The 19,780-nt window shown below is 58.7% G+C and carries 20 protein-coding genes; 8 read left to right on the forward strand and 12 right to left on the reverse strand.

All coding sequences use genetic code 11. From position 1 onward, the window contains the following. Window positions 1-10 precede the first annotated feature (10 nt). The gene (locus IEI95_RS27980) at window positions 11-445 is read right to left on the reverse strand and encodes a cupin domain-containing protein (protein WP_156531831.1); all 435 of its coding nucleotides are present in this window, start codon (window positions 443-445) and stop codon (window positions 11-13) included. Next, window positions 445-1,215, reverse strand: coding sequence for a hydroxyacylglutathione hydrolase (gene gloB / locus IEI95_RS27985; protein WP_156531832.1), 771 nt, complete (start codon window positions 1,213-1,215; stop codon window positions 445-447). The genes IEI95_RS27980 and gloB overlap by 1 nt, the downstream gene beginning before the upstream one ends. Before the next feature lie 124 nt (window positions 1,216-1,339). On the opposite strand from gloB, the gene IEI95_RS27990 reads away from it, so the two are divergent. The 3 genes from IEI95_RS27990 (at window position 1,340) to IEI95_RS28000 (ending at window position 4,214) form a co-directional block, all read left to right on the forward strand. Beyond that, entirely contained in the window at window positions 1,340-2,101 is a 762-nt protein-coding gene (locus IEI95_RS27990) for a class I SAM-dependent methyltransferase (protein ID WP_015917327.1), read from the forward strand. A gap of 71 nt (window positions 2,102-2,172) precedes the next feature. Next, window positions 2,173-3,279 carry a histidinol-phosphate transaminase gene (gene hisC / locus IEI95_RS27995; RefSeq protein ID WP_156531833.1) on the forward strand — a complete coding sequence of 369 codons (1,107 nt, stop codon included), beginning with the start codon at window positions 2,173-2,175 and terminating at the stop codon, window positions 3,277-3,279. Then, window positions 3,279-4,214 (forward strand): prephenate/arogenate dehydrogenase family protein, encoded by a 936-nt coding sequence (locus IEI95_RS28000; RefSeq protein WP_015917325.1) that lies wholly within the window; start codon window positions 3,279-3,281, stop codon window positions 4,212-4,214. The genes hisC and IEI95_RS28000 overlap by 1 nt, the downstream gene beginning before the upstream one ends. Before the next feature lie 17 nt (window positions 4,215-4,231). Here the strand turns inward: IEI95_RS28000 and IEI95_RS28005 are convergent, their stop codons facing one another. Beyond that, on the reverse strand, window positions 4,232-5,245 hold the full coding sequence (locus IEI95_RS28005; protein WP_156531834.1) for a DUF2125 domain-containing protein: 1,014 nt from the start codon (window positions 5,243-5,245) through the stop codon (window positions 4,232-4,234). A 172-nt stretch (window positions 5,246-5,417) separates the two neighbouring features. Here IEI95_RS28005 and IEI95_RS28010 point away from each other — a divergent pair, with 172 nt between their 5' ends. Further along, window positions 5,418-5,957 carry a gamma-glutamylcyclotransferase gene (locus IEI95_RS28010; RefSeq protein WP_015917323.1) on the forward strand — a complete coding sequence of 180 codons (540 nt, stop codon included), beginning with the start codon at window positions 5,418-5,420 and terminating at the stop codon, window positions 5,955-5,957. Here the strand turns inward: IEI95_RS28010 and IEI95_RS28015 are convergent. From IEI95_RS28015 to ftsE, 4 genes are all read right to left on the reverse strand, one after another. Continuing rightward, complete coding sequence (locus tag IEI95_RS28015) at window positions 5,952-6,755, reverse strand: lysophospholipid acyltransferase family protein (RefSeq protein ID WP_156531835.1); 804 nt, start codon at window positions 6,753-6,755, stop codon at window positions 5,952-5,954. The two genes, IEI95_RS28010 and IEI95_RS28015, sit on opposite strands and share 6 nt — an antisense overlap. 79 nt (window positions 6,756-6,834) lie before the next feature. After that, window positions 6,835-7,551, reverse strand: coding sequence for a YdcF family protein (locus IEI95_RS28020; protein WP_420360090.1), 717 nt, complete (start codon window positions 7,549-7,551; stop codon window positions 6,835-6,837). Window positions 7,552-7,618: 67 nt separating this feature from the next. Next, window positions 7,619-8,632 carry a cell division protein FtsX gene (locus IEI95_RS28025; RefSeq protein WP_156531837.1) on the reverse strand — a complete coding sequence of 338 codons (1,014 nt, stop codon included), beginning with the start codon at window positions 8,630-8,632 and terminating at the stop codon, window positions 7,619-7,621. A 37-nt stretch (window positions 8,633-8,669) separates the two neighbouring features. Next, window positions 8,670-9,329, reverse strand: a complete 660-nt coding sequence (gene ftsE, locus IEI95_RS28030; RefSeq protein ID WP_041697140.1) for a cell division ATP-binding protein FtsE — start codon at window positions 9,327-9,329, stop codon at window positions 8,670-8,672. Between the two features lie 281 nt (window positions 9,330-9,610). On the opposite strand from ftsE, the gene IEI95_RS28035 reads away from it, so the two are divergent. The 3 genes from IEI95_RS28035 (at window position 9,611) to IEI95_RS28045 (ending at window position 11,609) form a co-directional block, all read left to right on the forward strand. Next, window positions 9,611-10,300, forward strand: coding sequence for a hypothetical protein (locus IEI95_RS28035; protein WP_156531838.1), 690 nt, complete (start codon window positions 9,611-9,613; stop codon window positions 10,298-10,300). 67 nt (window positions 10,301-10,367) lie between these two features. Beyond that, window positions 10,368-10,916, forward strand: a complete 549-nt coding sequence (gene hpt / locus IEI95_RS28040) for a hypoxanthine phosphoribosyltransferase (RefSeq protein WP_070164363.1) — start codon at window positions 10,368-10,370, stop codon at window positions 10,914-10,916. Window positions 10,917-11,249: 333 nt separating this feature from the next. After that, window positions 11,250-11,609: a response regulator gene (locus IEI95_RS28045; RefSeq protein WP_156531839.1), complete on the forward strand. Its 360-nt coding sequence runs from the start codon at window positions 11,250-11,252 to the stop codon at window positions 11,607-11,609. Between the two features lie 117 nt (window positions 11,610-11,726). Here IEI95_RS28045 and IEI95_RS28050 read toward each other — a convergent pair whose 3' ends face one another. The 4 genes from IEI95_RS28050 to argH form a co-directional block, all read right to left on the reverse strand. Continuing rightward, complete coding sequence (locus IEI95_RS28050; protein WP_234934276.1) at window positions 11,727-14,435, reverse strand: TIGR02302 family protein; 2,709 nt, start codon at window positions 14,433-14,435, stop codon at window positions 11,727-11,729. Window positions 14,436-14,623: 188 nt separating this feature from the next. Further along, the gene (lysA, locus tag IEI95_RS28055) at window positions 14,624-15,895 is read right to left on the reverse strand and encodes a diaminopimelate decarboxylase (protein WP_194417259.1); all 1,272 of its coding nucleotides are present in this window, start codon (window positions 15,893-15,895) and stop codon (window positions 14,624-14,626) included. Window positions 15,896-15,905: 10 nt separating this feature from the next. Beyond that, complete coding sequence (lptM, locus tag IEI95_RS28060) at window positions 15,906-16,097, reverse strand: LPS translocon maturation chaperone LptM (protein WP_156531841.1); 192 nt, start codon at window positions 16,095-16,097, stop codon at window positions 15,906-15,908. A 94-nt stretch (window positions 16,098-16,191) separates the two neighbouring features. Then, window positions 16,192-17,595 carry an argininosuccinate lyase gene (gene argH / locus IEI95_RS28065; protein ID WP_087729349.1) on the reverse strand — a complete coding sequence of 468 codons (1,404 nt, stop codon included), beginning with the start codon at window positions 17,593-17,595 and terminating at the stop codon, window positions 16,192-16,194. Window positions 17,596-17,619: 24 nt separating this feature from the next. Here argH and tlpA point away from each other — a divergent pair, with 24 nt between their 5' ends. Next, window positions 17,620-18,282, forward strand: coding sequence for a thiol:disulfide interchange protein TlpA (tlpA, locus tag IEI95_RS28070; RefSeq protein ID WP_156531842.1), 663 nt, complete (start codon window positions 17,620-17,622; stop codon window positions 18,280-18,282). Window positions 18,283-18,485: 203 nt separating this feature from the next. Here the strand turns inward: tlpA and IEI95_RS28075 are convergent, their stop codons facing one another. Further along, on the reverse strand, window positions 18,486-19,358 hold the full coding sequence (locus tag IEI95_RS28075; protein WP_015917310.1) for a 3-hydroxybutyryl-CoA dehydrogenase: 873 nt from the start codon (window positions 19,356-19,358) through the stop codon (window positions 18,486-18,488). Window positions 19,359-19,780 lie beyond the last annotated feature (422 nt).

The following is a 19,780-nucleotide window of genomic DNA, read 5'->3' on the forward strand; positions in this document are numbered from 1 at the left end:
ATATGCCTGGTTATCGAAGAGGCTGACCTGGTTCCCAACCCGGAGGAGCCATTTCGAAGGCGTCGAAGGTAAAGCCCGGCGCGACCGTGCAACCAACCAGAGTATACTCCCCAAGGCTTTCCGCCGCCTGCCAGCTAAGCGCTGGGATGATGGCCTGGGGTCGTTCGCCGCGCACAAGGTCCGTACCCAATACGAGTGTCTCCACTGTGATGCCATCGTCACAGCGATAGAGCGCCAGCGGCGCGCCCGCATAATAATGCCAGATCTCGGCGGCATCCTTCACCCGATGCCAATGCGACCGCTGGCCTGCTTTCAGCAGATAGTAGATGGCCGTGGAATGGCCACGCTGGCCGCCTTTGCCGTCGCGGAAGGTTTCGCTGTACCAGCCACCTTCAGGGTGGGGCTGCATGGAGAGCGCTGCAATGATCTCATCGGCATCGGCCATCAGAAATTGTCCTTGCGCTTGCGGATTTCGGCAAACACCTCTTCATTGCTCTTGCTTTCCATCACCAGGTTGCGGCGGATTTTTGGATCGGCCACCCGCAGGAACGGGTTGGTTTCCTTTTCCAGAGACATGGTGGTGGGAATGGTGAACTGCCCTTGCGCCCGCATCGCCTCGATGTCGCGGGCGCGGGCTTGCAGCCGCTCATTGTCCGGGTCGATAGTCAGGGCGAAACGGGCATTGGACAGTGTGTATTCATGGCCGAAATAGATGGCGGTTTCATCGGGCAGCACGGCCAGCTTTTGCAGGGAATGCCACATGTCCGCAGCGGGCCGCTCAAACAGCCGTCCGCAGCCGAGCGCAAACAGCGTATCGGCGGCAAACAGCAGTTTGGCGTCTGGAAAATGATAGCAGACATGGCCTGCCGTGTGGCCCGGCGTTTCGATCACCTGGACCCGGTGCGGTCCAAACAAAAACTCTTCCCCATCATAGGCGGACCGATCCAGTCCGGGTATGGCGACAGCCTCGTTGACCGGCCCGATGATTTCACAGCCATATCGTTGCTTCAGCGCCAGATTGGCCTCGACATGGTCATTGTGGTGATGGGTTGTGAAAATATGGCTGATCTGCCAGCCCCGTTTTTCGGCAGCGGCCACGATCGGGCCTTCCTCCGGTGCATCGATGGACGCGGTCAGGCCGGTCTCTGGGCAATGGACCAGCACACCGTAATTGTCGGTGCGGCACGGGAAGATTTCGATATCCGGGCTTTTCATCGGGGTGACCCTTTGGCTTGCGGTGGCGATTACAGGGCTGGGCAGTGGCGATTGCAGGGCGATTTGAGGAGAATCTAGTGCCTGGGGCCTTGATGTCCAACAGCCTGCTGCTAACAATTGTGCCATGCATGTGGATATAGTCGATCTCCGTCAGTTCTATCACACCATGCTTGGCCATGCTGCCGAGCAATCCATTACCATGGCGCTGTCGTCGCTCTGGGCGCGGCTGCCGGAGGAGCGGCTGGTGGGGCTGGGCTATTCGGTGCCGTACCTGGATCGGTTTCGGGCCGATACCGAACGCACATTCGCCTTCATGCCTGCCGGACAAGGCGCGGTGAACTGGCCGCCGGGTGAGCTGTCGGCCACGTCGCTGGTGTTCGATGAGGAACTGCCGCTGCCCGACAGTTCCATCGACCGGGTTTTGATGGTCCATTCCCTGGAATTTGCCGAGAATCCGCGCGAGACGCTCAAGGAAATCTGGCGGGTTCTGGCACCGGGTGGGCGGTTGGTCATGGTTGTGCCCAATCGTCGCGGGGTCTGGGCGCGGATGGAGCATACGCCTTTTGGCTCCGGTCGCCCCTATTCTCGGGGCCAGTTGACGGCGCTGCTGCGCGAGACCAATTTTACGCCGGGAGCCAGCACGGAGGCATTGTTTTTCCCTCCATCGAAGCTCAGAACCATGTTGAAAATGCATAGTGCCTTCGAGCGCTTCGGTCGCATGCTGTCACCGGCTTTTGCCGGCGTTATTGTTGTCGAGGCGCAAAAGCGGCTCTATCAGGGGTTGCCGGTTGCCATGCGCGCATCGCGACGTGTCTTTGCTCCGGTTTTGAGCCCACAGGGCGTGCCAACCACACGCCAGACCCTCTTGCCGCCCTCGACAAAATAGAGGTTCCGGGCTACTTGCGTAAATTGTTTGAACCGGATCAGGTTCAAGGTCAGAATCAGGAAATCGCGTCAATGAGCAGCACCATGAACCAGCCCGTTCCACGCCCGGGGATCCTCGATATTGCCGCCTATGTTCCCGGTAAGGAACATGCCCCTGGCGTTGCGAAAGTGTTCAAGCTCTCATCGAACGAGACGCCGCTGGGACCAAGCCCGAAGGCCATCGAGGCATTTAAGGCGGGTGCTGCCAATCTGGAGCTTTATCCCGATGGCCAGGCTGTGAAGCTGCGGGAGGCGATTGCCAGTGCGCACGGGCTGAACCCGGCCAATATTCTTTGCGGCAATGGTTCGGACGAGCTGCTCGGCCTGCTCTGCCATGTCTATCTGGGCACGGGCGACGAGGCTGTTATCACCGAGCATGGTTTCCTGGTCTACCGTATTCAGATCATGGCGGCAGGTGCCACGCCGGTCACGGTCAAGGAGCAGGATTGCCGCGTCGATGTCGATGCCATTCTTGCGGCAGTGACGGACAAGACGCGGATGGTGTTCATCGCCAATCCTGGCAACCCGACGGGGACCTATGTGCCGGGTGCCGATATTCGCCGTCTGGTCGCTGGTCTGCCGAAACATGTGCTGCTGGTGCTGGATGCGGCCTATGCCGAATATGTTCGTCGTAACGATTACGAAGCCGGGCTGGAAATCGTTTCTGAAAACCGCAATGTGGTGATGACCCGCACCTTCTCTAAAATCCACGGGCTGGCAGCGCTGCGGATCGGCTGGATGTATGGTCCGGCTGCCATTCTCGATGCCCTGAACCGGGTGCGCGGACCGTTCAACATGAATGCCCCGGCGATTTCGGCGGGGGCTGCTGCCATTCTTGACCGTGATTTTGCCGATAAGGCTGTGGATTTCAATCTCGAGTGGCTGGACCGGTTGACGGAAGCCTTCGAGGGGATCGGCTTGAAGGTTACGCCGTCGGTCACCAATTTCCTGCTCATCCATTTTCCCGATGTTGATGGCAAGCGGGCGCCGGAGGCCGATGACTTCCTGACCAGCCGTGGCTACATCCTGCGGGCGGTCAAGGGATATGGCTTTGCCAATTCCCTGCGCATGTCAATCGGCACGCCGGAGGCCAATCTTGGCGTGATGGATGCCCTGACCGAATTTATGGGCAAGCCGTGATGGCCAGCATTCAGTTTGACCGGATTGCCCTGATCGGCATCGGCCTGATCGGCTCTTCCATTGCCCGTGATGTGCGTGCGCTTGGCCTGGCGCGCGAGATCGTCGTCTCAACCCGCTCAGTGGATACTTTGCGGCGAGCCGAGGAATTGCAGCTTGGGGATCGCTATACGACGTCGGCTGCCGAGGCGGTTGCAGGGGCCGATCTGGTGATCGTTTCTGTACCGGTCGGGGCGTCCGAAGCGGTGGCCATCCAGATTGCGTCGCATCTTGCGCCGGGAGCTATCGTCACAGACGTGGGGTCCACCAAAGCCTCTGTCATTGCGCAAATGGCGCCGCATATGCCGGATCATGTGCATTTCATTCCGGGCCATCCGCTGGCTGGCACGGAGAAATCTGGCCCCGATGCCGGTTTTGTCGGGTTGTTCAATGGACGCTGGTGCATTTTCACACCGCTGGAGAATACGGATCAGCAGGCGATTGACCGGCTCAAGCGTTTTTGGGAAGCACTGGGCTCGCGCGTCGATGAAATGGACCCGCTGCACCATGACAAGGTATTGGCGATCGTTTCGCATCTTCCGCATATCATCGCCTATAATATCGTCGGCACCGCGGATGATCTCGAAGCTGTGACGGAATCGGAAGTCATCAAATATTCCGCCTCCGGTTTTCGCGATTTTACCCGTCTGGCGGCGTCCGATCCCACCATGTGGCGCGATGTCTGCCTGCACAACAAGGACGCCATTCTGGAAATGCTGGCGCGGTTTTCAGAAGACCTCGCCTATCTGCAACGGGCGATCCGTTGGGGGGAGGGCGATAAACTGTTCGAACTGTTCACCCGCACCCGCACCATACGTCGCTCGATCATCGACGCGGGCCAGGATGTGGACGTGCCGGATTTCGGCCGTCATGGGTTGGATGGCAAGACGAACGGGTAGACCGTCTGGCACCCGGTTCAGATCGGCGGGATATTGCCAAGCGGGATGAAGCCCAGAACCACGACGCCATTGGTGATCTGAAGGGTCACCTGGCCCTGGTTCTGGCCGAGGAAGACAGCCTTCAACCCCTTGGCGGCCATCCGGGCGATGTCCTTGGTTTCGGGATAGGCGGCAATCACCAGGTCGCGCCAGGCATCGACCTTGCCGATTTCCAGCTTGAGCGTGCCATTGGCAAGGCCGGCGTTATCTATGGAAATCGGTCCACTGGCGGTGATCGTCCTGCCTTGGCCCATATCGATTTGCAGATTGCGGATGTCGCCGCTTAGACCCCGCAATTCTATGGGTTCAGGATGTTCGATATCGAGGGCGCGGGCCTGGCCAAGTAATTTCACGTCCAACTGTGCGGCCATGGGCGGCAGATCGGGGTTACGGTCGTCCTGGCCAAAATCCATTCCGGTCAGGCGGGCGGTTCCCACAAGATCCTCGCCATCGCGTTGCAGTCGCGTCCGGCTCTCAGTGGCGTCGATCCTCAGAACCCGACCGGAGAGTGCATCGGTCAGGTTGGCCTGCAATTTCTGGATCACGCTTGCTGACGAATCGACGCCGTTCATGCCGAGCGACAGAGTGGAGCGAAAGCTGTCCCACTGAAAAGCACCGGCAAGCCCGGTGGAGGTTTGCAGAATGGCAGGCCCGTCGATTTCCCATTTGATTCTGCCGGGCCGGAAAATTTCGGCCGATGACCGGAAAGCACCTGATGACCCGGTAATACCGTTGCGGCTGTCGTTGACCGATACTTTGGTGCAATTCAATCCGATATGCAGCGGAAAACCACTCATCCGCATTCCCGGGCAATCGAGGGCAGAGGCCAGCGGATTATCGCCGTCAAAGGCATGTTCGAGTTTCGTCGTGGCGTAATTGGCAGCGGCGAACCAGCCTGCGGTGTAGAGGATACCGAGCAGGACAAGGACAATGCCCACCACGAGAACTCGCGATCTCTTCCGTGGTCTCTTCGTCCGGCTGGACATGGCCATGCGCTTCTCCAATTGTCTTCCATTTTGCCCAGCGGTCACTGAAGCGACTTTTGAGTCATCAGAGCCCAGCACCGGTTATCAGTGCAAAGACTGCTGTAAAAATTCATTTCTGCTGGATAATTTCAACCCGAACCTATCAGAATTCGAGAATGAGACAGCAGGAGCGAGCATTATGACGTGCGATATGGACGAATTTTGGGTGTTTGGCTACGGATCTTTGATGTGGAATCCCGGCTTTGTCCATGAAGAACGGCAGGGTGCCAGGGCCCACGGGTTTCGCCGCTCCCTTTGTGTTCGATCTTTCGTGCATCGTGGCACCGAACAGACGCCCGGTCTGGTTCTGGGGCTGGATCGCGGCGGTTCCTGCCACGGTGTGGCGTTTCGCGTCAGTCCATCGGCATGGACGCAAACGCTGGACTATTTGCGAGCGCGGGAACTGGTGACGATGGTCTATCAGGAAAGAACGTTGCGCTTGCAATTGTCTGATGGACGGCGGGTGCTTGGCGTTGGTTATGTGGTGGACCGAAACCACCGTCAATATGCGGGAGCGATTACCGTTGAGGAGGCGGTACAGGTTACCGCGCAGGCCAGCGGCCAGTCGGGTGATAACCGGGCCTATGTCGAGAATACCGTGGAACACCTGCGCAGCATAGGCATCCGTGATCATTGGCTGGAACACGTGGTCAAGGGACTGAACAAACCGACGCTATGACGGGTTCTTGGCCTGTTCCTGCGCTCTCATGGTTTCAAGACGGTGTTTGGCGGTCGGCGGCATGGGGAGACCCGGATTGGTCTGGGCGGCCTCCAGCAGCAGTGCATCGCTGGCAGTCTCCAGCTGGCGGGTCAATGTTTCAAAAAATGCATCGGGCTTCATTCCCGGCTGGATGGGGGGAAGGATACGAATCTTGTAATGCCCGGGATAGCGCATCAGGCTGCGCCGCGGCCAGAACAGGCCGGCATGCATGGCAACCGGCACGACCGGCACTTTGAGGTCGCGGTAAAGCCGGGCGATGCCGAATTTATATTCAGGGTCGGCGCCGGGCGGGCGTCTTGTCCCCTCGGGATAGATGACCAATTGACGGCCGTTGCGCACTTCCACGGCGGCACGCTGCATGACCTTGACCATTTCCTTACCCCGTCCACCGCGATTGACCGGGATCATGTTCTGCTTGGCGGCATACCAGCCGAAGAACGGAATCCACATCAATTCCCGCTTGAGGATATAGACCGGATCGTCCAGCCAGGGCAGAAGCGCATAGGTATCCCAGAAGGATTGGTGCTTCGGCGCGAGGATGTAGCCGGAGTGCGGGATATTCTCCAGGCCTTCAATTTCGAATGTCGTGCCGACCACGGTTTTCATCAGCCAATGACTGAATCGCGCCCATGTCTTGGGGACGGAATAGGCTATTTTGCGCGGCAAGATGAAATAGATCGGCGCGGCCAAGACCATCCAGAGGATCAGGCAGGCATAGAACAGCACGTTGAAAACATGGGACCGCAAAGCAAGCATGAAGATATTCCGCCGACAGATGGCCCTGCCTATACGAATTTTCCAATAAGAGGAAGATGGTTCGGCATCGCAGGTCCGACTAGCTTTGGGAGGATTGCTGCGATGCATTGCCAGGCGTGCGAAGCCCCTGCCAATTGTCCCAGCCGCCGAGATCGCGGGTATAGGCAATGAGGATCTTGACGTATTCCGACATCAGCGTACGCAGCGCATTGGGATCGGCATACCAGGCCCTGGTGCGCAAATCGGCGGTGACGACTGGATAGGGAATAAACTGGGTTTCATGATCTGTACGGCGCAATTCCATCAAGCTGCGGCGCATATGGTAATTGCTGGTGACGACCAGAACCGAGGAAAAGCCCTTGTCGTGGATCCACTGGGCGGTTTCATTGGCATTGCCGATGGTGTCGATGGCGCGGTAGCCCATGTCCACACAGCAGGCAAACAGATCGGGCGAGGCTTGCGTCATTTTGCGGATCGTCGCGGGCGAAGTCGATGGATGGACCCCTGAGATCAACAGTCGCCGTCCCGATCCCTTGCGCAGCAGGTCGACAGCCTGGTCGATGCGCTGATAACCACCCGTCAGCACGACGATGGCATCAGCCTTGGGCTCAGCAGGCGGCATCATCGCTGTGACGTCATCGGCAAAATGCAGGAAGCCAGCGACAAGACAGGCCATCAACAGGAGAATGGCATAGCCTCCATAGCGAAGCAGGCGGCGCAGCGGTGCCTGCCGATGGAATAGTTTGGCGGTCCGGCTGCCTCGATCCTTATCAGGGTCTGCTTGGCGCATTATCATTGCTCGTGGGTAATGGGACTGCATCGAGGATGCTGGTGCATCCTCGCATCGAGGACGTATAAAAAGATCATTCGGGTGGCAACCCGCCACTGCGGCTGGGGTCCGACCTGATCTGGTCGATTTCATAGATGGCACGCATCACAGTCAACCTGGCCGTGACCGTTGTCAGCAGAGCAATAACGATCATCGTGGCGAAAATACCGAGATAGCCGGTAAAGCCGATTTCGAACCGGCCAAACATGGCGGTGGCCTGATCGGCTTGCGGTGTGGCGAGCGTATTGTCCTGCCAGATACTGGCCAGCGCGAACAGGCCGGCTGCGGCAAGCCCGCCAGCTGCGGAGCCCTTTAGGCTGATCTTCAGAAAATGCTTCTGAAATTCCCGCGCCACGAACAGGCTTTCGGCACCGACGAAATGCAGGACCTCGATAATATGCCGATTGCCGGACAAGGCGCCGCGCGTTGCAAAAATCACCGTCAGCACCATGGCGGTAAACACCAGGATCAGCAGGCCAAAGCCAATCAGCACCGTGGTGCGGGCCATCGATACCAGGCGATCCACCCAGGTGCGGTGATCATCAAGCGAGGCCTGGGGGATCTGCGAGGTCAAAAGATCCCGCATGGCGGCGAAGTCAGGCGGATTGTTCTCGTCAATGGTGATAATGACCAGCCGAGGCACCGGCAGGTCGTTGATATCCAGTCCGGTGCCGAGCCAGGGTTCCAGCAGACGGGCCGTTGCGGCTTCGTCGACGATCTGTCCGGTCTTGGTGCCGACGAAGGTCAGCGCCAGGTCCTTGGCTTTCGTCAAAGCCTCATCCATGTTGACAGTGTCGTCCGGCTTGATCTGGATCGTCACCTCGCGGGAGATCTGGCTTTGCCAGCTCGCCGCCGTTCCGCGGATCATCGACACAGCGCCAAGCGTCAGACAGGCAAGGAACGCCATAATAGCGATCACCACCATCAGCGCATTGCCCTGGATGTTGGAGGGTGGCAGGATGGGGCCGGTGGGGCGCACCTGCATTTCCACCCGCCTTTGTGCCTTGGCCCGCTCCGGCGCTGGGCTCTTGGCCGGTGGCGGGGTCATGGGTATTTTTTTCGGCGGCTGCGGCGCGGATTTGCGGTCATTCATAAATATCGAGCCGCCCTTCAGTCAGGATCATCCGCCGCGCATCGACCTGATCCATCAGGGTCAGGTCATGGGTGGCGATCACCACGGCGGTGCCCAGCCGGTTCAGCTCCAGAAACAGGCTGAGCAGGCGGCGCGCCATCGGCGGATCGACATTGCCGGTGGGCTCGTCGGCCAGCAGCACTTCGGGCCGGTCGATCAGGGCTCTGGCAATCGCGACGCGCTGCTTTTCTCCGCCCGACAGGATGGGCGGCAGAACGTTGATGCGCTCACCCAGCCCCACCCATTTCAACAGTTCCAGCACGTCCTGCTTATAGCTCGCCTCGTCCTTGCCGCGAACCCGCAGCGGCAACGCGACATTTTCATAGGTCGTCAAATGGTCGAGCAATTGGAAATCCTGGAAGACGATGCCGACCCGGCGGCGCAGCAAAGGCAATTCATCGCGTGGAATCTGGGTAATATCACGACCGAAACTGCGAATCAGGCCACGTGTCGGTTTCAGCGACATGAACAGCAGGCGCAAAAGCGTAGTCTTGCCAGCACCCGACGGCCCGGTCAGGAACTGGAAGGAGCGCTTGGGGATGTCAAAGGTCAGGTCGCGGAGGATTTCAGGCCCCATCCCATATCGCAGGCCGACATTTTCGAAGTGGATCAATGGATAAACCCGGGCTTGAGCCTGTTGACGACTGCTCAGTTCTTAACGGTTCCGGTTACCATTTGGTAAACGCCGCGATGTTACGGCGCCAATCCGGCGATTTTTTACAAATCATTAACCATTCGAATTTACGACTTGAAAGGATAGGTTTCAATGCCCCTTCGTATTCTATCGCATCTGGCTGGTGCGAAGCTTTCGATCAAGGGTGCTTCATCTGCTTCAATCAAGCCGGGATCGGGGTCACATTTTCCGATATCCGGACTTGCTCTGGCGAGGGTTTCATGAACGCATTCCGTTTTCGGCCTAAATATGTCGAACCCGATATCGATCTCCTGCCGCCCGAGCGGCCCTATCGGCCCATGCCGCGTCCCGGCTTCCGGCTGGCGGAAGATGTAAGCGATGCGAAATTCGTCACGGTCGGTGATCCCGTCGGCGCGCTTCGCAGCCGAATCCAGGCGGAAATCAAGACCCCATACCGGCCACAGGCGCCAGCACCGCAGGGCGTGCTGCATTCTATCGTCAATCATGTTGTCGGGCATGTCGTTCGGTTGGAAAATCGCCTTGGGCAGCTATCGGAACGGTCTTTCACCTCGTTGATTGCAGCCCTTGCCGTGCTGATGTTTTTCAGCGCCGGTGGCTTTTGTCTGATTGGCGGCACGGAGGCGGTCCCGGCCAGAAACCCGCTCGACATAACCCATGTCAGCCTGACACCGCAAACTGCTGGCGGCATGCCGGTCCTGCTGGTCAACGCGATTGTTGAGAATCATGCCGCGACGACGCAGGCTCTGCCGGATATAAGGGCGGATCTCTATTCGGAGGGTCGCCTCATTGCCTCCACGCTGATTACCCCGCCCGCGCCGGAAATCGGTATCGGCCATAGCCGTGGCATTGCGGCCCGACTGCGCCATCCCGGTGGAAAAACACCGGAACTCAAGCTTTCCTTTGCACCTAAGGATGCCTCGCAATCCTGATTGTGCTATCGGCAGGGTGAAAGAAAACCTGTCGCCTGAAGATCGGCAGCGAAATCCTGGAGACTCCATGCCTGTCGTTCGCGGAAAAAATATCGAACCTTTGTTCACGGCCGAACAGATCGCCGCCCGCAATATCGAGATCGCCAAGGCGATTGTCGATGGTCCTTCCGAGGATCTTCTGGTGATTTCGATCTTGAAAGGCTCGTTTATTTTCGCCGCTGACCTGATCCGCGCGCTGCATCATGTCGGCATTGCGCCTGAAGTGGAGTTCATCACCCTGTCCAGCTACGGCACCGGCACGGTGTCGCAGGGGGTAAAGATCCTCAAGGATATCGACAGCGATGTCCGTGGCCGCAATGTGCTGCTGATCGATGACATTCTGGAATCGGGACGAACCCTGCTGTTTGCCCGCACGCTGATGTATGAGCGCGGTGCTGCCAATGTCACCATTGCCGTGCTGCTCGACAAGAAGGTCAAGCGCCAGGAAGTGTGCGAAGCTGATTATGTTGGTTTCGAATGCCCGGATTATTTTGTCGTCGGCTATGGCATGGATGTCGCCCACGCGTTTCGTGAATTGCCTTTTGTCGGTGTTGTTACCGGCGATGCGGCGTCGTAATTTTCGGAAAAATACATTTTACGCAATGGGTTACAACAAAGTTTCTCCGTTACGGGCAATGCTCTGGAATGGGACGGTGTCACGGTCTTCAGGTAGAAACTATTAACCATCCTCTCGTCTTGGCTGCCGGTTGTTTACCTCTCGCAAAGGAAAAACTGGTGATTTGCTTGGGTAATGACAGCGCCACGCATCCTCTATGATTCGGGGTCGGTGCTGTAACGGCGCGGATGCGTGAGCATCCTCAAGCCCTGGTACAACATGCCGCATGATGACAGCCGTCGATTGGGTTCGGTCGAATGGTGATGTGGCAGGCTTCAAGATGGGAATGCGGATATGGCCAAGATACTGATTACCGAAGACGAAGATGCCCTGCGGTCCTTCGTTGCCCGGGCGTTGCGGCTCGACGGACATGAAACCCATGAGGCGGCTGATGGCGCCGAGGGTCTCGAAATGCTGGCCACCAGCAATTTCGATCTGCTGCTGTCGGATATCCGCATGCCGGTCATGGATGGTATCGAACTGGCGCATCGCGCCCATTCGGATTTTCCGGGCCTCAAAATTCTGCTGATGACCGGCTATGCCGAACAGCGCGAACGGGCCGACGATCTGCTCGAAAAAATCATCGATGTCGTGCCTAAGCCGTTCGCGCTTCCCGATATTCGCAAGGCCGTAGCGCTGGCTTTGACAGCCTGACGGTTTTCCCCGGAGAGATTTCAGCCTCTTGCGGATCGATGGAGGAGGCTGGAAGCCCATGGATGAAAGGCAGGTATACCAGCCTCTCATCCATACAGCCGCCAATTACTGTTACCATCACATGTCCAGCAACCGTTCCAGATAGCGGCGCTCTACTTCGGGGCTTGCATTATTGCCCAGCTTGTTGCGGATCGCGTCAAGGATTTCGCGGGCGCGCTGCACGTCGATTTCGTCGGGGACTTTGACGCGCTCGCCAAAATCCGGTCCGGTGGTTGACCGTGGCCGCCCCAGCGGGTCGCGACCGCCCTGATTGCCTTCCGCCATGCCTTGCCCCTGGCCCTGACCTTGCCCCTGGCCTTGCTGCATGGCCTGCATCATCTGGTTCATCATATCACGCGCCCCTTGGCGCAGGGCTTCCAGCGCCCGACCTTGACCCTGCACCGCCCGGTCACCCTGGCTTTTGCCGAGCGCCTCGCCCGCGCCTTGCATTTCCCGGCCTGCCTGGCCGAAATTTTCTCCTGGTTTGATACCAAGCTTGCCAAGTCCGTCCTGAACGCCCTTCAACTGCTTGCCAAGCGCATCCTGCTGCTGGCGCAATTGTTTGAGCGCTTCCCGCAATTGCTCGGCGGTCATCTGATCCGGTGATGAGGGATTTTTTCCGGCGCTGTCTTTATTCTGGTTCTGGTCCGGGTTTTGGCCCTGTTGCTGGTTTTGATCGCCATCGGGCGTTGGTTCAGCCTGAGGATTGTCCTGGCTCATGCCGTCACCGTCTTCCGGCTGAAGGTCATCGCCCATCTGTGACCGGCTCTGTAATTCCTGATCCAGTTTGAAAGTCTGGTCCATCAGCTTCTGCTGGTCCTGCATGATCTGGCCGAGTTTGTCGATCTGCTTGCGCGCTTCGCTGGTCTGCTGTTGCTGCTGCGGATTGGAGCGCTGTGGACGTCCGGCCTGGAGATTGTTCATCATCCGTTGCATCTCCTGCAACATCTGGCGGGCGGCATCCTTGTTGCCGGAACGGGCCAGGTTCTCGATCTGGTTCATCATGTTTTCCAGATCGCGCTGGGTCAGCATTTTCTGGGCGCTCTGCTGGTTCTGCTGGCCGTTTTGCGGCTGCTGGCGCTCTGCAAGAGCCTTCATATAGTCCTGCATTGCCTGACGGACCTCGTCCATCAGCTTTTTGATCTCGGCATCGGGCGCATTGCGTTCCAGTGCCTCCGAAAGCTTTTGCTGCGCTTCGCTCAGCTTGCGTTCCGCCAGTGACAAATCGCCATCGTCGATGCCGAGCGCGATTTCCCAGAGATAATCCGCCGTGTCCTTCAAGGCTTCGGTCGTGCTGGCCATCTGCATACGGGCATGGGCCGAGGAAATCAGCAGGTAATGGGAAAGCTGCGGAATGGTTTCATCTGCGCGTAGCGTCAGCGCCTCGTTGAGCGCCACGGCACGGGGCATCTGCCGCGTGTCCAGCGCAAACACCTGCCGCTGTTCGGCCACGGCGGCGGCCAGCGGTTCGGAAAAATTGCGGCCGGGCAGGATCATCTCATGGGCTGGGCTGCGGCCCTCCTGGCCCAATCCGTCCTTGGCAATCAAGGTGATGCGCACCTTCTTTCCAGCCAGCGGATGTTCGGTCAGGTTGCGGCTCGATATGCTTTTGATGTCGCGGGCATTGCGGCTTGGCAGGTCCAGCTTGAACTCGGGCAGGGGATAGAGAGGGCTGGCCTGCGGATCTGCATCCACAGGGACGATCTCGGCGCGCGCTTCCAGCAGGCCATAATCGTCGCGGGCGGTAAAGCCGATTTCCAGCGCTCCGTTGACCGCACGTTTCGGAATGCCGTCAAAGGCGATGGTTGGGCCATGGTCGGGAATGACCTTCAGCGGCCATTGCCGGGTGCCGAGGTCCAGCGTGCCGCTTTCACCCAATGTCAGGGTTAGCGTACGGGCGTTGTTGTCAGTCTGAGCGGGTGTTGGTGTGGCTGACGAGACGGCAGGCGAGGAGCCGGGCGTGTTTTCCTGGTCGGCCTTGACCGCTTGGAAAGCGACTGCCGCTGCCCCGGATGCCGGTTTGAAGTCTGCCTGTTCGTCTCCACTGCTGCCGGTCAACCGAACGGTGACCACCGATTGGGTGGGAACGGCGATATCCTGGGTGCCATCGCCATTGCGTCCCGTGAGGAAAACAGGGGGGCGGCCCGTATAGCCCGGCGGGGTAATCCAGGCATCGATGCGCAGGGTAGGGGCGTTGTCGTCCCTGTCTTGCAGCAGAAAGGCATCGGTGAGACGGCCAGCGCCATTCGAGCCGGAATAGGCAAAGGCCACCGCCAAAAGCAGAGCGGGCAAGGCGCGCAGGCCGAAGCGGTCAAAGCGGGCGATATCAGGCTTTGGTCGTCCGGCATCGAGCGTAGCGATCCGGGTTGCCATGCGCCGTTGATGCTCATGCCAGAGGGCGCGGGCAAAAGGCGTGTCGAAGGCCGGCTCCTCACCCTGCACGCCAATGGGTTGATGCGGCAGATGATTACGCTCTTCCAGCAACCGGTCCGCTTCGCCGATGTGTGGCCAGCGCAGACGGGCCAGGGGCAAAAGCGAGGCGAGAAAGCCGAAGACCAACAGGAAAACCAGCGGCCAGCGCAGATAGCTGGGTGCCTCGCGGAAAAAGCCGAGCCAGGCCAGTGACAGGAAAATAGCGGCAATCGAGGCTGGAAGCAGCAGCAAGGGCAGCAACCGCTCACAAAACAGCACGAGCCTTGCCGTCCAGCGGTTCACGGCCAGCCTGCGGGCCAGCTTTTGATCGCTGTTCAAAGCCCCTTGGCTCTTTTTCGTGCCGGAAGCGGTCATGGGCAGTCTCCGGTTTCCTGTCATCTCAACGCTTATACTGCGTATCGCAACTCATACGGTTCACGACAGCGTTGACATGTTAGGATAGCATTGTTTGTGGCGAAGACGAGGGGCAGGCCCGGTGCAGGGGTGGTTTTTTCAGCCATCCGGCTAAATTGTGAACGCTATCTCCTGAAAAGACAGCCTGCTCAGGATGCCAGCCAATCGGGCAGGCTGTCCAACCGGATCATATCCTCATAGCTCGGCCTTGGCCGGATCACGTGGAATTGGTCGCCCTTGACCAGCACTTCGGGCACCAGTCGTCTCGTATTATACGTGCTCGATTGAACAGCGCCATAAGCCCCTGCCGAACCGATGGCGATCAGGTCGCCGGGCCTTGGCATGCTCATTTCGCGGTCGAGCGCCAGATAATCGCCGGTTTCGCAGACCGGCCCGACCACATCGGCGCGGATGCGCGGGGCGCTGGCCGCAGACAGCATTACCGGGCGAAGCTCGTGATGGGCGTCATAGAGCGTCGGGCGGATCAGGTCGTTCATGGCGGCATCGACGATGACGAAGGTCTTGTTACCGCCGTCCTTCACATAAATCACTTCGGTGACGAGAATACCGGCATTGCCGACGATCAGCCGGCCCGGCTCGGCGACGATCCGGCAGTCCAGCGAGGCCAATTGCTGCTTGACGATTGCGGCGTAGGCCGCCGGGTCGGGCGGCGGATTGTTGTCGTCTTTGTAGGGAATGCCAAGTCCACCGCCGACATCGACGTGATCGATAGTGTGGCCTTCGGCCCGCAGCGTGGTCACCAGGTCGCGCAGCAGCTTGAAGGCCTCGGCAAACGGCTGGAGATCGGTGATCTGGCTGCCGATATGCATGTCGATACCGGTGACCTTGATACCTTCCAGGCTGGCGGCGTGGGCATAGACGGCGCGGGCGCGCTCATAGGAAATCCCGAATTTGTTTTCTTTCCGACCGGTGGAAATCTTCGCATGGGTGCCAGCATCAACATCGGGGTTGATGCGGAAGGAGACATGCGCCGTTTTACCGGCTTTCAGCGCTCTTTGATTGAGGACGTCCAGTTCCGGTTCGGATTCGACATTGAAACAGTAAATCCCGACCTCCAACCCGAGATCCATTTCCGACGGGGTCTTGCCGACGCCGGAAAACAGGATGCGGTTGGGGGGAATGCCAGCAGCCAGCGCCCGGCGCAATTCGCCTTCGGAGACCACATCGACGCCCGCTCCCAATTGCCCAAGGGTTTTCAGCACCGCCTGGTTGGAATTGGCTTTGACCGCGTAGCAGACCATAGAATCGACGCCGTCGAAGGCCTCGGAAAACACCCGGTAGTGGCGCTCCAGCGTTGCGGTGGAGTAGCAGTAGAAGGGGGTGCCGACCGCCTTGGCGATCTCTGGAACGGACACATCCTCGGCATGGAGAATGCCATCGCGATACTGGAAATGGTTCACGGTGCGCCTATCACAGAAGCGGATCGAGGAAGAATTTCTTCTCTGGCGCCTTGGCCTGGGTTGGCGCGTCCGCCTTGTTCTGCTGGGCAACCGGCGTGCTAGGCTTGTCCAGATCGCCCTTGCGGCCGCAGCCGGTGACGACAATGCTGGCGGCACCGAGCAGGGCGGCAGAAATCATCAGTCTTCGATAGGAAACAGCCATAATATCCTGTCCAACGTGGTGGTGGGCCTATGTCTAGCCAAAAACCGGGCTCTATGCACCCCGATTTTTGTGATGGATCGATCGGGTTTGGCGATCAGTTGCGGCTACGCCACCATTTGATCTGCTTGCGCACCTCGTCAGGTGCGGTGCCGCCATAGCTTTTGCGGCTGGCAACCGAGGCTTCCACCGTCAGGACCGAATAGATATCGGCGGTGATGGCGGTATGAATGGCTTGCAAGTCCTCAAGCGGCAGATCGGCAAGATCGCAGCCTTTTTCCTCCGCCAGGGCGACAACCCGGCCCGTGACATGATGGGCATCGCGGAAGGGAAGCCCTGCCTCGCGCACCAGCCAGTCAGCCAGATCGGTGGCCGTGGAAAAGCCGGAACCGGCTGCGGCCTTCATGCGGTCTGCCCGCACAGTCATGTCGCGGATCATCCCGGTCATGGCGGCCAGCGCCAGTTCCAGGCTTTCGGCAGCGTCGAAGACCTGCTCCTTGTCTTCCTGCATGTCCTTGGAATAGGCGAGCGGCAGACCCTTCATAATGGTCAAAAGCGCAATCAGCGAGCCGTTGATCCGGCCCGTCTTGGCGCGCACCAGTTCGGCGGCATCCGGGTTCTTCTTTTGCGGCATGATCGAGGAGCCGGTCGAAAACGCATCCGAGAGCCGGATAAAGCCGAATTGCGGTGTTGACCAGATGACGATTTCTTCTGCCAAACGCGACAGATGCACCGCCGAAATGGCGGCAATCGACAGAAATTCCAGCGCGAAATCTCGGTCTGACACGGTATCGATGGAATTGCGGGTCGGCTCGCGAAAACCGAGCGCCTTGGCGGTCATATGGCGGTCGATAGCATAGCCGGTGCCGGCAAGAGCGGCAGCACCGATTGGGCTCTCATCCAGATGTTCGATAGCGTGGCGCACCCGCTGGCGATCCCGGCCAAACATTTCCACATAGGCCATGCAGTGATGGCCGAAGGTGACTGGCTGCGCGGTCTGCAAATGGGTAAAGCCGGGCATGACTGTCTCGGCATGTTCCTCGGCACGGTCGAGAAAGGCGGCGATCAGGTCCGTTAGCAGGCTTTCGGCTTTTTGCAGCTCTTCCTTGACCCAGAGGCGGAAATCCAGCGCCACCTGGTCATTGCGCGAGCGGGCGGTGTGCAGGCGACCGGCGGCGGGGCCGATCAGGTCGGCCAGCCGCGCCTCGATATTCATGTGAATGTCTTCAAGCTTGCGGGAGAAGGTGAATTGTCCGGCTTCGATCTCTGACAAAATCGTGTTCAGCCCGGTGACGATCTTGTCTTTGTCTTCACCGGAAATAATGCCTTGATGGGCCAACATGGTGGCGTGGGCAATTGAGCCGCGGATATCCTGGGCATAGAGCTTCTTGTCGAAACCGATCGAGGCGTTTATCTCCTCCATGATGGCCGCCGGGCCAGAGGCAAAACGGCCGCCCCACATCTGGTTGGAGGATGTCGTGTCTTTGGTGTCCTCGGCCATGCTCAATAGATCCTGGAGACGTCGATGACGAAAAAAAGACCGCTGGGACTTCCTTCCGCCAAGCTGATTGCGTTTGCGGCGATTGCCGGTGTGTTGGCCGGCGCGGTTGCGGTATACGTGAAGGAGACGGGGTCTGGCAATGGCTCTGAAATCGCTGCCGCCCAAGGGTGTGAGACGGCAGCACAGGCGGTCAAGACGCTTGACCCGTTTATCAAGGGCCAGGTTGCGGCTGTGGTGGCGGCCAATCCGCCGCGCCCGATTACCGGTCTCAGCTTCAAGGATGCCAGCGGCGCCGACAAGAGCCTCCAGGATTTCAAGGGCAAGCCGCTATTGGTCAACCTCTGGGCGACCTGGTGCCTTCCTTGCCGGGAGGAAATGCCTGCCCTCAATCGCCTGCAACAGACCAAGGGCGGCGATAAATTTGAGGTTGTGGCGATCAATATCGACAGCGGTAGCGACGAAAAGCCGAAAGCCTTTCTCAGCGACAACGGCATCGATCATCTGGGCTTTTACCGTGACAGTTCTATGGGCGTGTTCAATGCACTGAAAAAGCAGGGTCTGGCTTTCGGCCTGCCGGTGACTTTGGTGCTTGATGGCAAGGGTTGCCTGCTCGGCTCCATGAATGGCCCTGCCGTATGGGACAGTGAGGACGCCAAAACCCTGATCGACGGGCTGAAGACGCTTTGATCTCGGCTTTTATCGATCTGGCTTGATAGCATCGTGCAGAAAAGCGGAATTGGCACGATGCTTTATACCAATTCTCCAAAATGCTCATGCAAGCTTGACTTGAAAAATATAAAATATATCAACTTTATCAGAGGTTTGATTTTTTTCATAGGAAATGCGAAGAGCCATTCTCAATGGCTCTTCGCATGATCCAGTCCGAATCTTTACCGTGTAGGAATCGGGATTTCGCCGCGGTAATCGTAGAAGCCTCGGCCGGACTTGCGACCAAGCCATCCCGCTTCCACATATTTGACCAGCAGAGGGCATGGCCGGTATTTGCTGTCTGCCAGGCCATCATGCAGAACCTGCATGATCGACAGGCAGGTATCGAGACCGATGAAATCGGCGAGCTGCAACGGTCCCATCGGATGATTGGCGCCGAGCTTCATCGCCGTATCGATGGCCTCAACCGAACCGACGCCTTCATAGAGCGTGTAGATCGCCTCGTTGATCATCGGCAGCAGGATGCGGTTGACGATGAAGGCGGGAAAATCCTCGGCGACGGTAATGGTCTTGTCCAGCGACCGCACGAAGTCCTTGGCGGTCTCAAAGGTCTTTTCACCGGTGGCGATGCCGCGCACCAGTTCCACCAACTTCATCACCGGCACCGGGTTCATGAAATGGATGCCCATGAAGCGCTCCGGGCGATCCGTGGATGCTGCAAGCCGGGTAATGGACAGCGAAGACGTATTGGTGGCCAGCAGCGCTTCGGGCTTCAGCACCGGGCAGATCTGGCCGAAAATCTTGCGCTTGACGCTTTCATCCTCGGTGGCCGCCTCAATCACCAGGTCCACCTGGGCCAGATCCTGCACGTCGGTGACGCCGGAAATGCGGGCCAGCGCCGCCTTGCGTTCGCTATCCTCCATCTTGCCATTGGCAACCTGGCGGGCCATGTTGCCGTTGATGGTGGCAAGCCCGGCTTCAATCCGTTCCTTGCTCAGGTCGTAAAGCGTGACATCGTAACCGGAAAGCGACGAGACATAGGCAATGCCGCAGCCCATCTGTCCCGCGCCGACAATTCCAACATTCTTGATCATCACGTCTCCCATCCCTGCCTTCGGGCTGCGAAAGCGCCCGTTTCCCATCTCGCTGCCGGGCCTTAAGCCTTGCAAACCGTGGCGCGCGCAGATTGTGCCTACAGCTCATCCGGCGTGTCATGGTCGACAGTGATAAAGCCATGTATCGCTGTTTTCCAGCCCTGATCGCAGCCCGTTGCTTTATTCCTGTCACCGCTTGGCTTCAGCCCCGGGATTGTCCCGCTCTTGTTGGCGGAGCAACCAGCGCTATCCCCAGCGCTTTAGGGTTATTTTAAGCCGCAACGATTAAAGTCACCGAAAGGGTGGCGAGGCTTTTTCAGGTGGCGCCATAAGGATGACTATAGCGCTCTGACGCATTCACTTCGTTCATGCTGTCATACGCTCACATTTTTTTGCATCGATTGTTCAAACCCGGCTGAGGC

Source organism: Agrobacterium vitis (genome assembly GCF_014926405.1).
In the GTDB taxonomy this organism is placed as follows: Bacteria; Pseudomonadota; Alphaproteobacteria; order Rhizobiales; family Rhizobiaceae; genus Allorhizobium; species Allorhizobium vitis_H.

What these genes read in the sequence shown, in the direction of transcription:
- IEI95_RS27980 (WP_156531831.1), bottom strand. Translation starts at nt 445, where the DNA reads ATGGCCGATGCCGATGAGATCATTGCAGCGCTCTCCATGCAGCCCCAC.
- gloB (WP_156531832.1), bottom strand. Translation starts at nt 1,215, where the DNA reads ATGAAAAGCCCGGATATCGAAATCTTCCCGTGCCGCACCGACAATTAC.
- IEI95_RS27990 (WP_015917327.1), top strand. Translation starts at nt 1,340, where the DNA reads ATGCATGTGGATATAGTCGATCTCCGTCAGTTCTATCACACCATGCTT.
- hisC (WP_156531833.1), top strand. Translation starts at nt 2,173, where the DNA reads ATGAGCAGCACCATGAACCAGCCCGTTCCACGCCCGGGGATCCTCGAT.
- IEI95_RS28000 (WP_015917325.1), top strand. Translation starts at nt 3,279, where the DNA reads ATGGCCAGCATTCAGTTTGACCGGATTGCCCTGATCGGCATCGGCCTG.
- IEI95_RS28005 (WP_156531834.1), bottom strand. Translation starts at nt 5,245, where the DNA reads ATGGCCATGTCCAGCCGGACGAAGAGACCACGGAAGAGATCGCGAGTT.
- IEI95_RS28010 (WP_015917323.1), top strand. Translation starts at nt 5,418, where the DNA reads ATGACGTGCGATATGGACGAATTTTGGGTGTTTGGCTACGGATCTTTG.
- IEI95_RS28015 (WP_156531835.1), bottom strand. Translation starts at nt 6,755, where the DNA reads ATGCTTGCTTTGCGGTCCCATGTTTTCAACGTGCTGTTCTATGCCTGC.
- IEI95_RS28020 (WP_420360090.1), bottom strand. Translation starts at nt 7,551, where the DNA reads ATGATAATGCGCCAAGCAGACCCTGATAAGGATCGAGGCAGCCGGACC.
- IEI95_RS28025 (WP_156531837.1), bottom strand. Translation starts at nt 8,632, where the DNA reads ATGACCCCGCCACCGGCCAAGAGCCCAGCGCCGGAGCGGGCCAAGGCA.
- IEI95_RS28035 (WP_156531838.1), top strand. Translation starts at nt 9,611, where the DNA reads ATGAACGCATTCCGTTTTCGGCCTAAATATGTCGAACCCGATATCGAT.
- hpt (WP_070164363.1), top strand. Translation starts at nt 10,368, where the DNA reads ATGCCTGTCGTTCGCGGAAAAAATATCGAACCTTTGTTCACGGCCGAA.
- IEI95_RS28045 (WP_156531839.1), top strand. Translation starts at nt 11,250, where the DNA reads ATGGCCAAGATACTGATTACCGAAGACGAAGATGCCCTGCGGTCCTTC.
- IEI95_RS28050 (WP_234934276.1), bottom strand. Translation starts at nt 14,435, where the DNA reads ATGACCGCTTCCGGCACGAAAAAGAGCCAAGGGGCTTTGAACAGCGAT.
- lptM (WP_156531841.1), bottom strand. Translation starts at nt 16,097, where the DNA reads ATGGCTGTTTCCTATCGAAGACTGATGATTTCTGCCGCCCTGCTCGGT.
- argH (WP_087729349.1), bottom strand. Translation starts at nt 17,595, where the DNA reads ATGGCCGAGGACACCAAAGACACGACATCCTCCAACCAGATGTGGGGC.
- tlpA (WP_156531842.1), top strand. Translation starts at nt 17,620, where the DNA reads ATGACGAAAAAAAGACCGCTGGGACTTCCTTCCGCCAAGCTGATTGCG.
- IEI95_RS28075 (WP_015917310.1), bottom strand. Translation starts at nt 19,358, where the DNA reads ATGATCAAGAATGTTGGAATTGTCGGCGCGGGACAGATGGGCTGCGGC.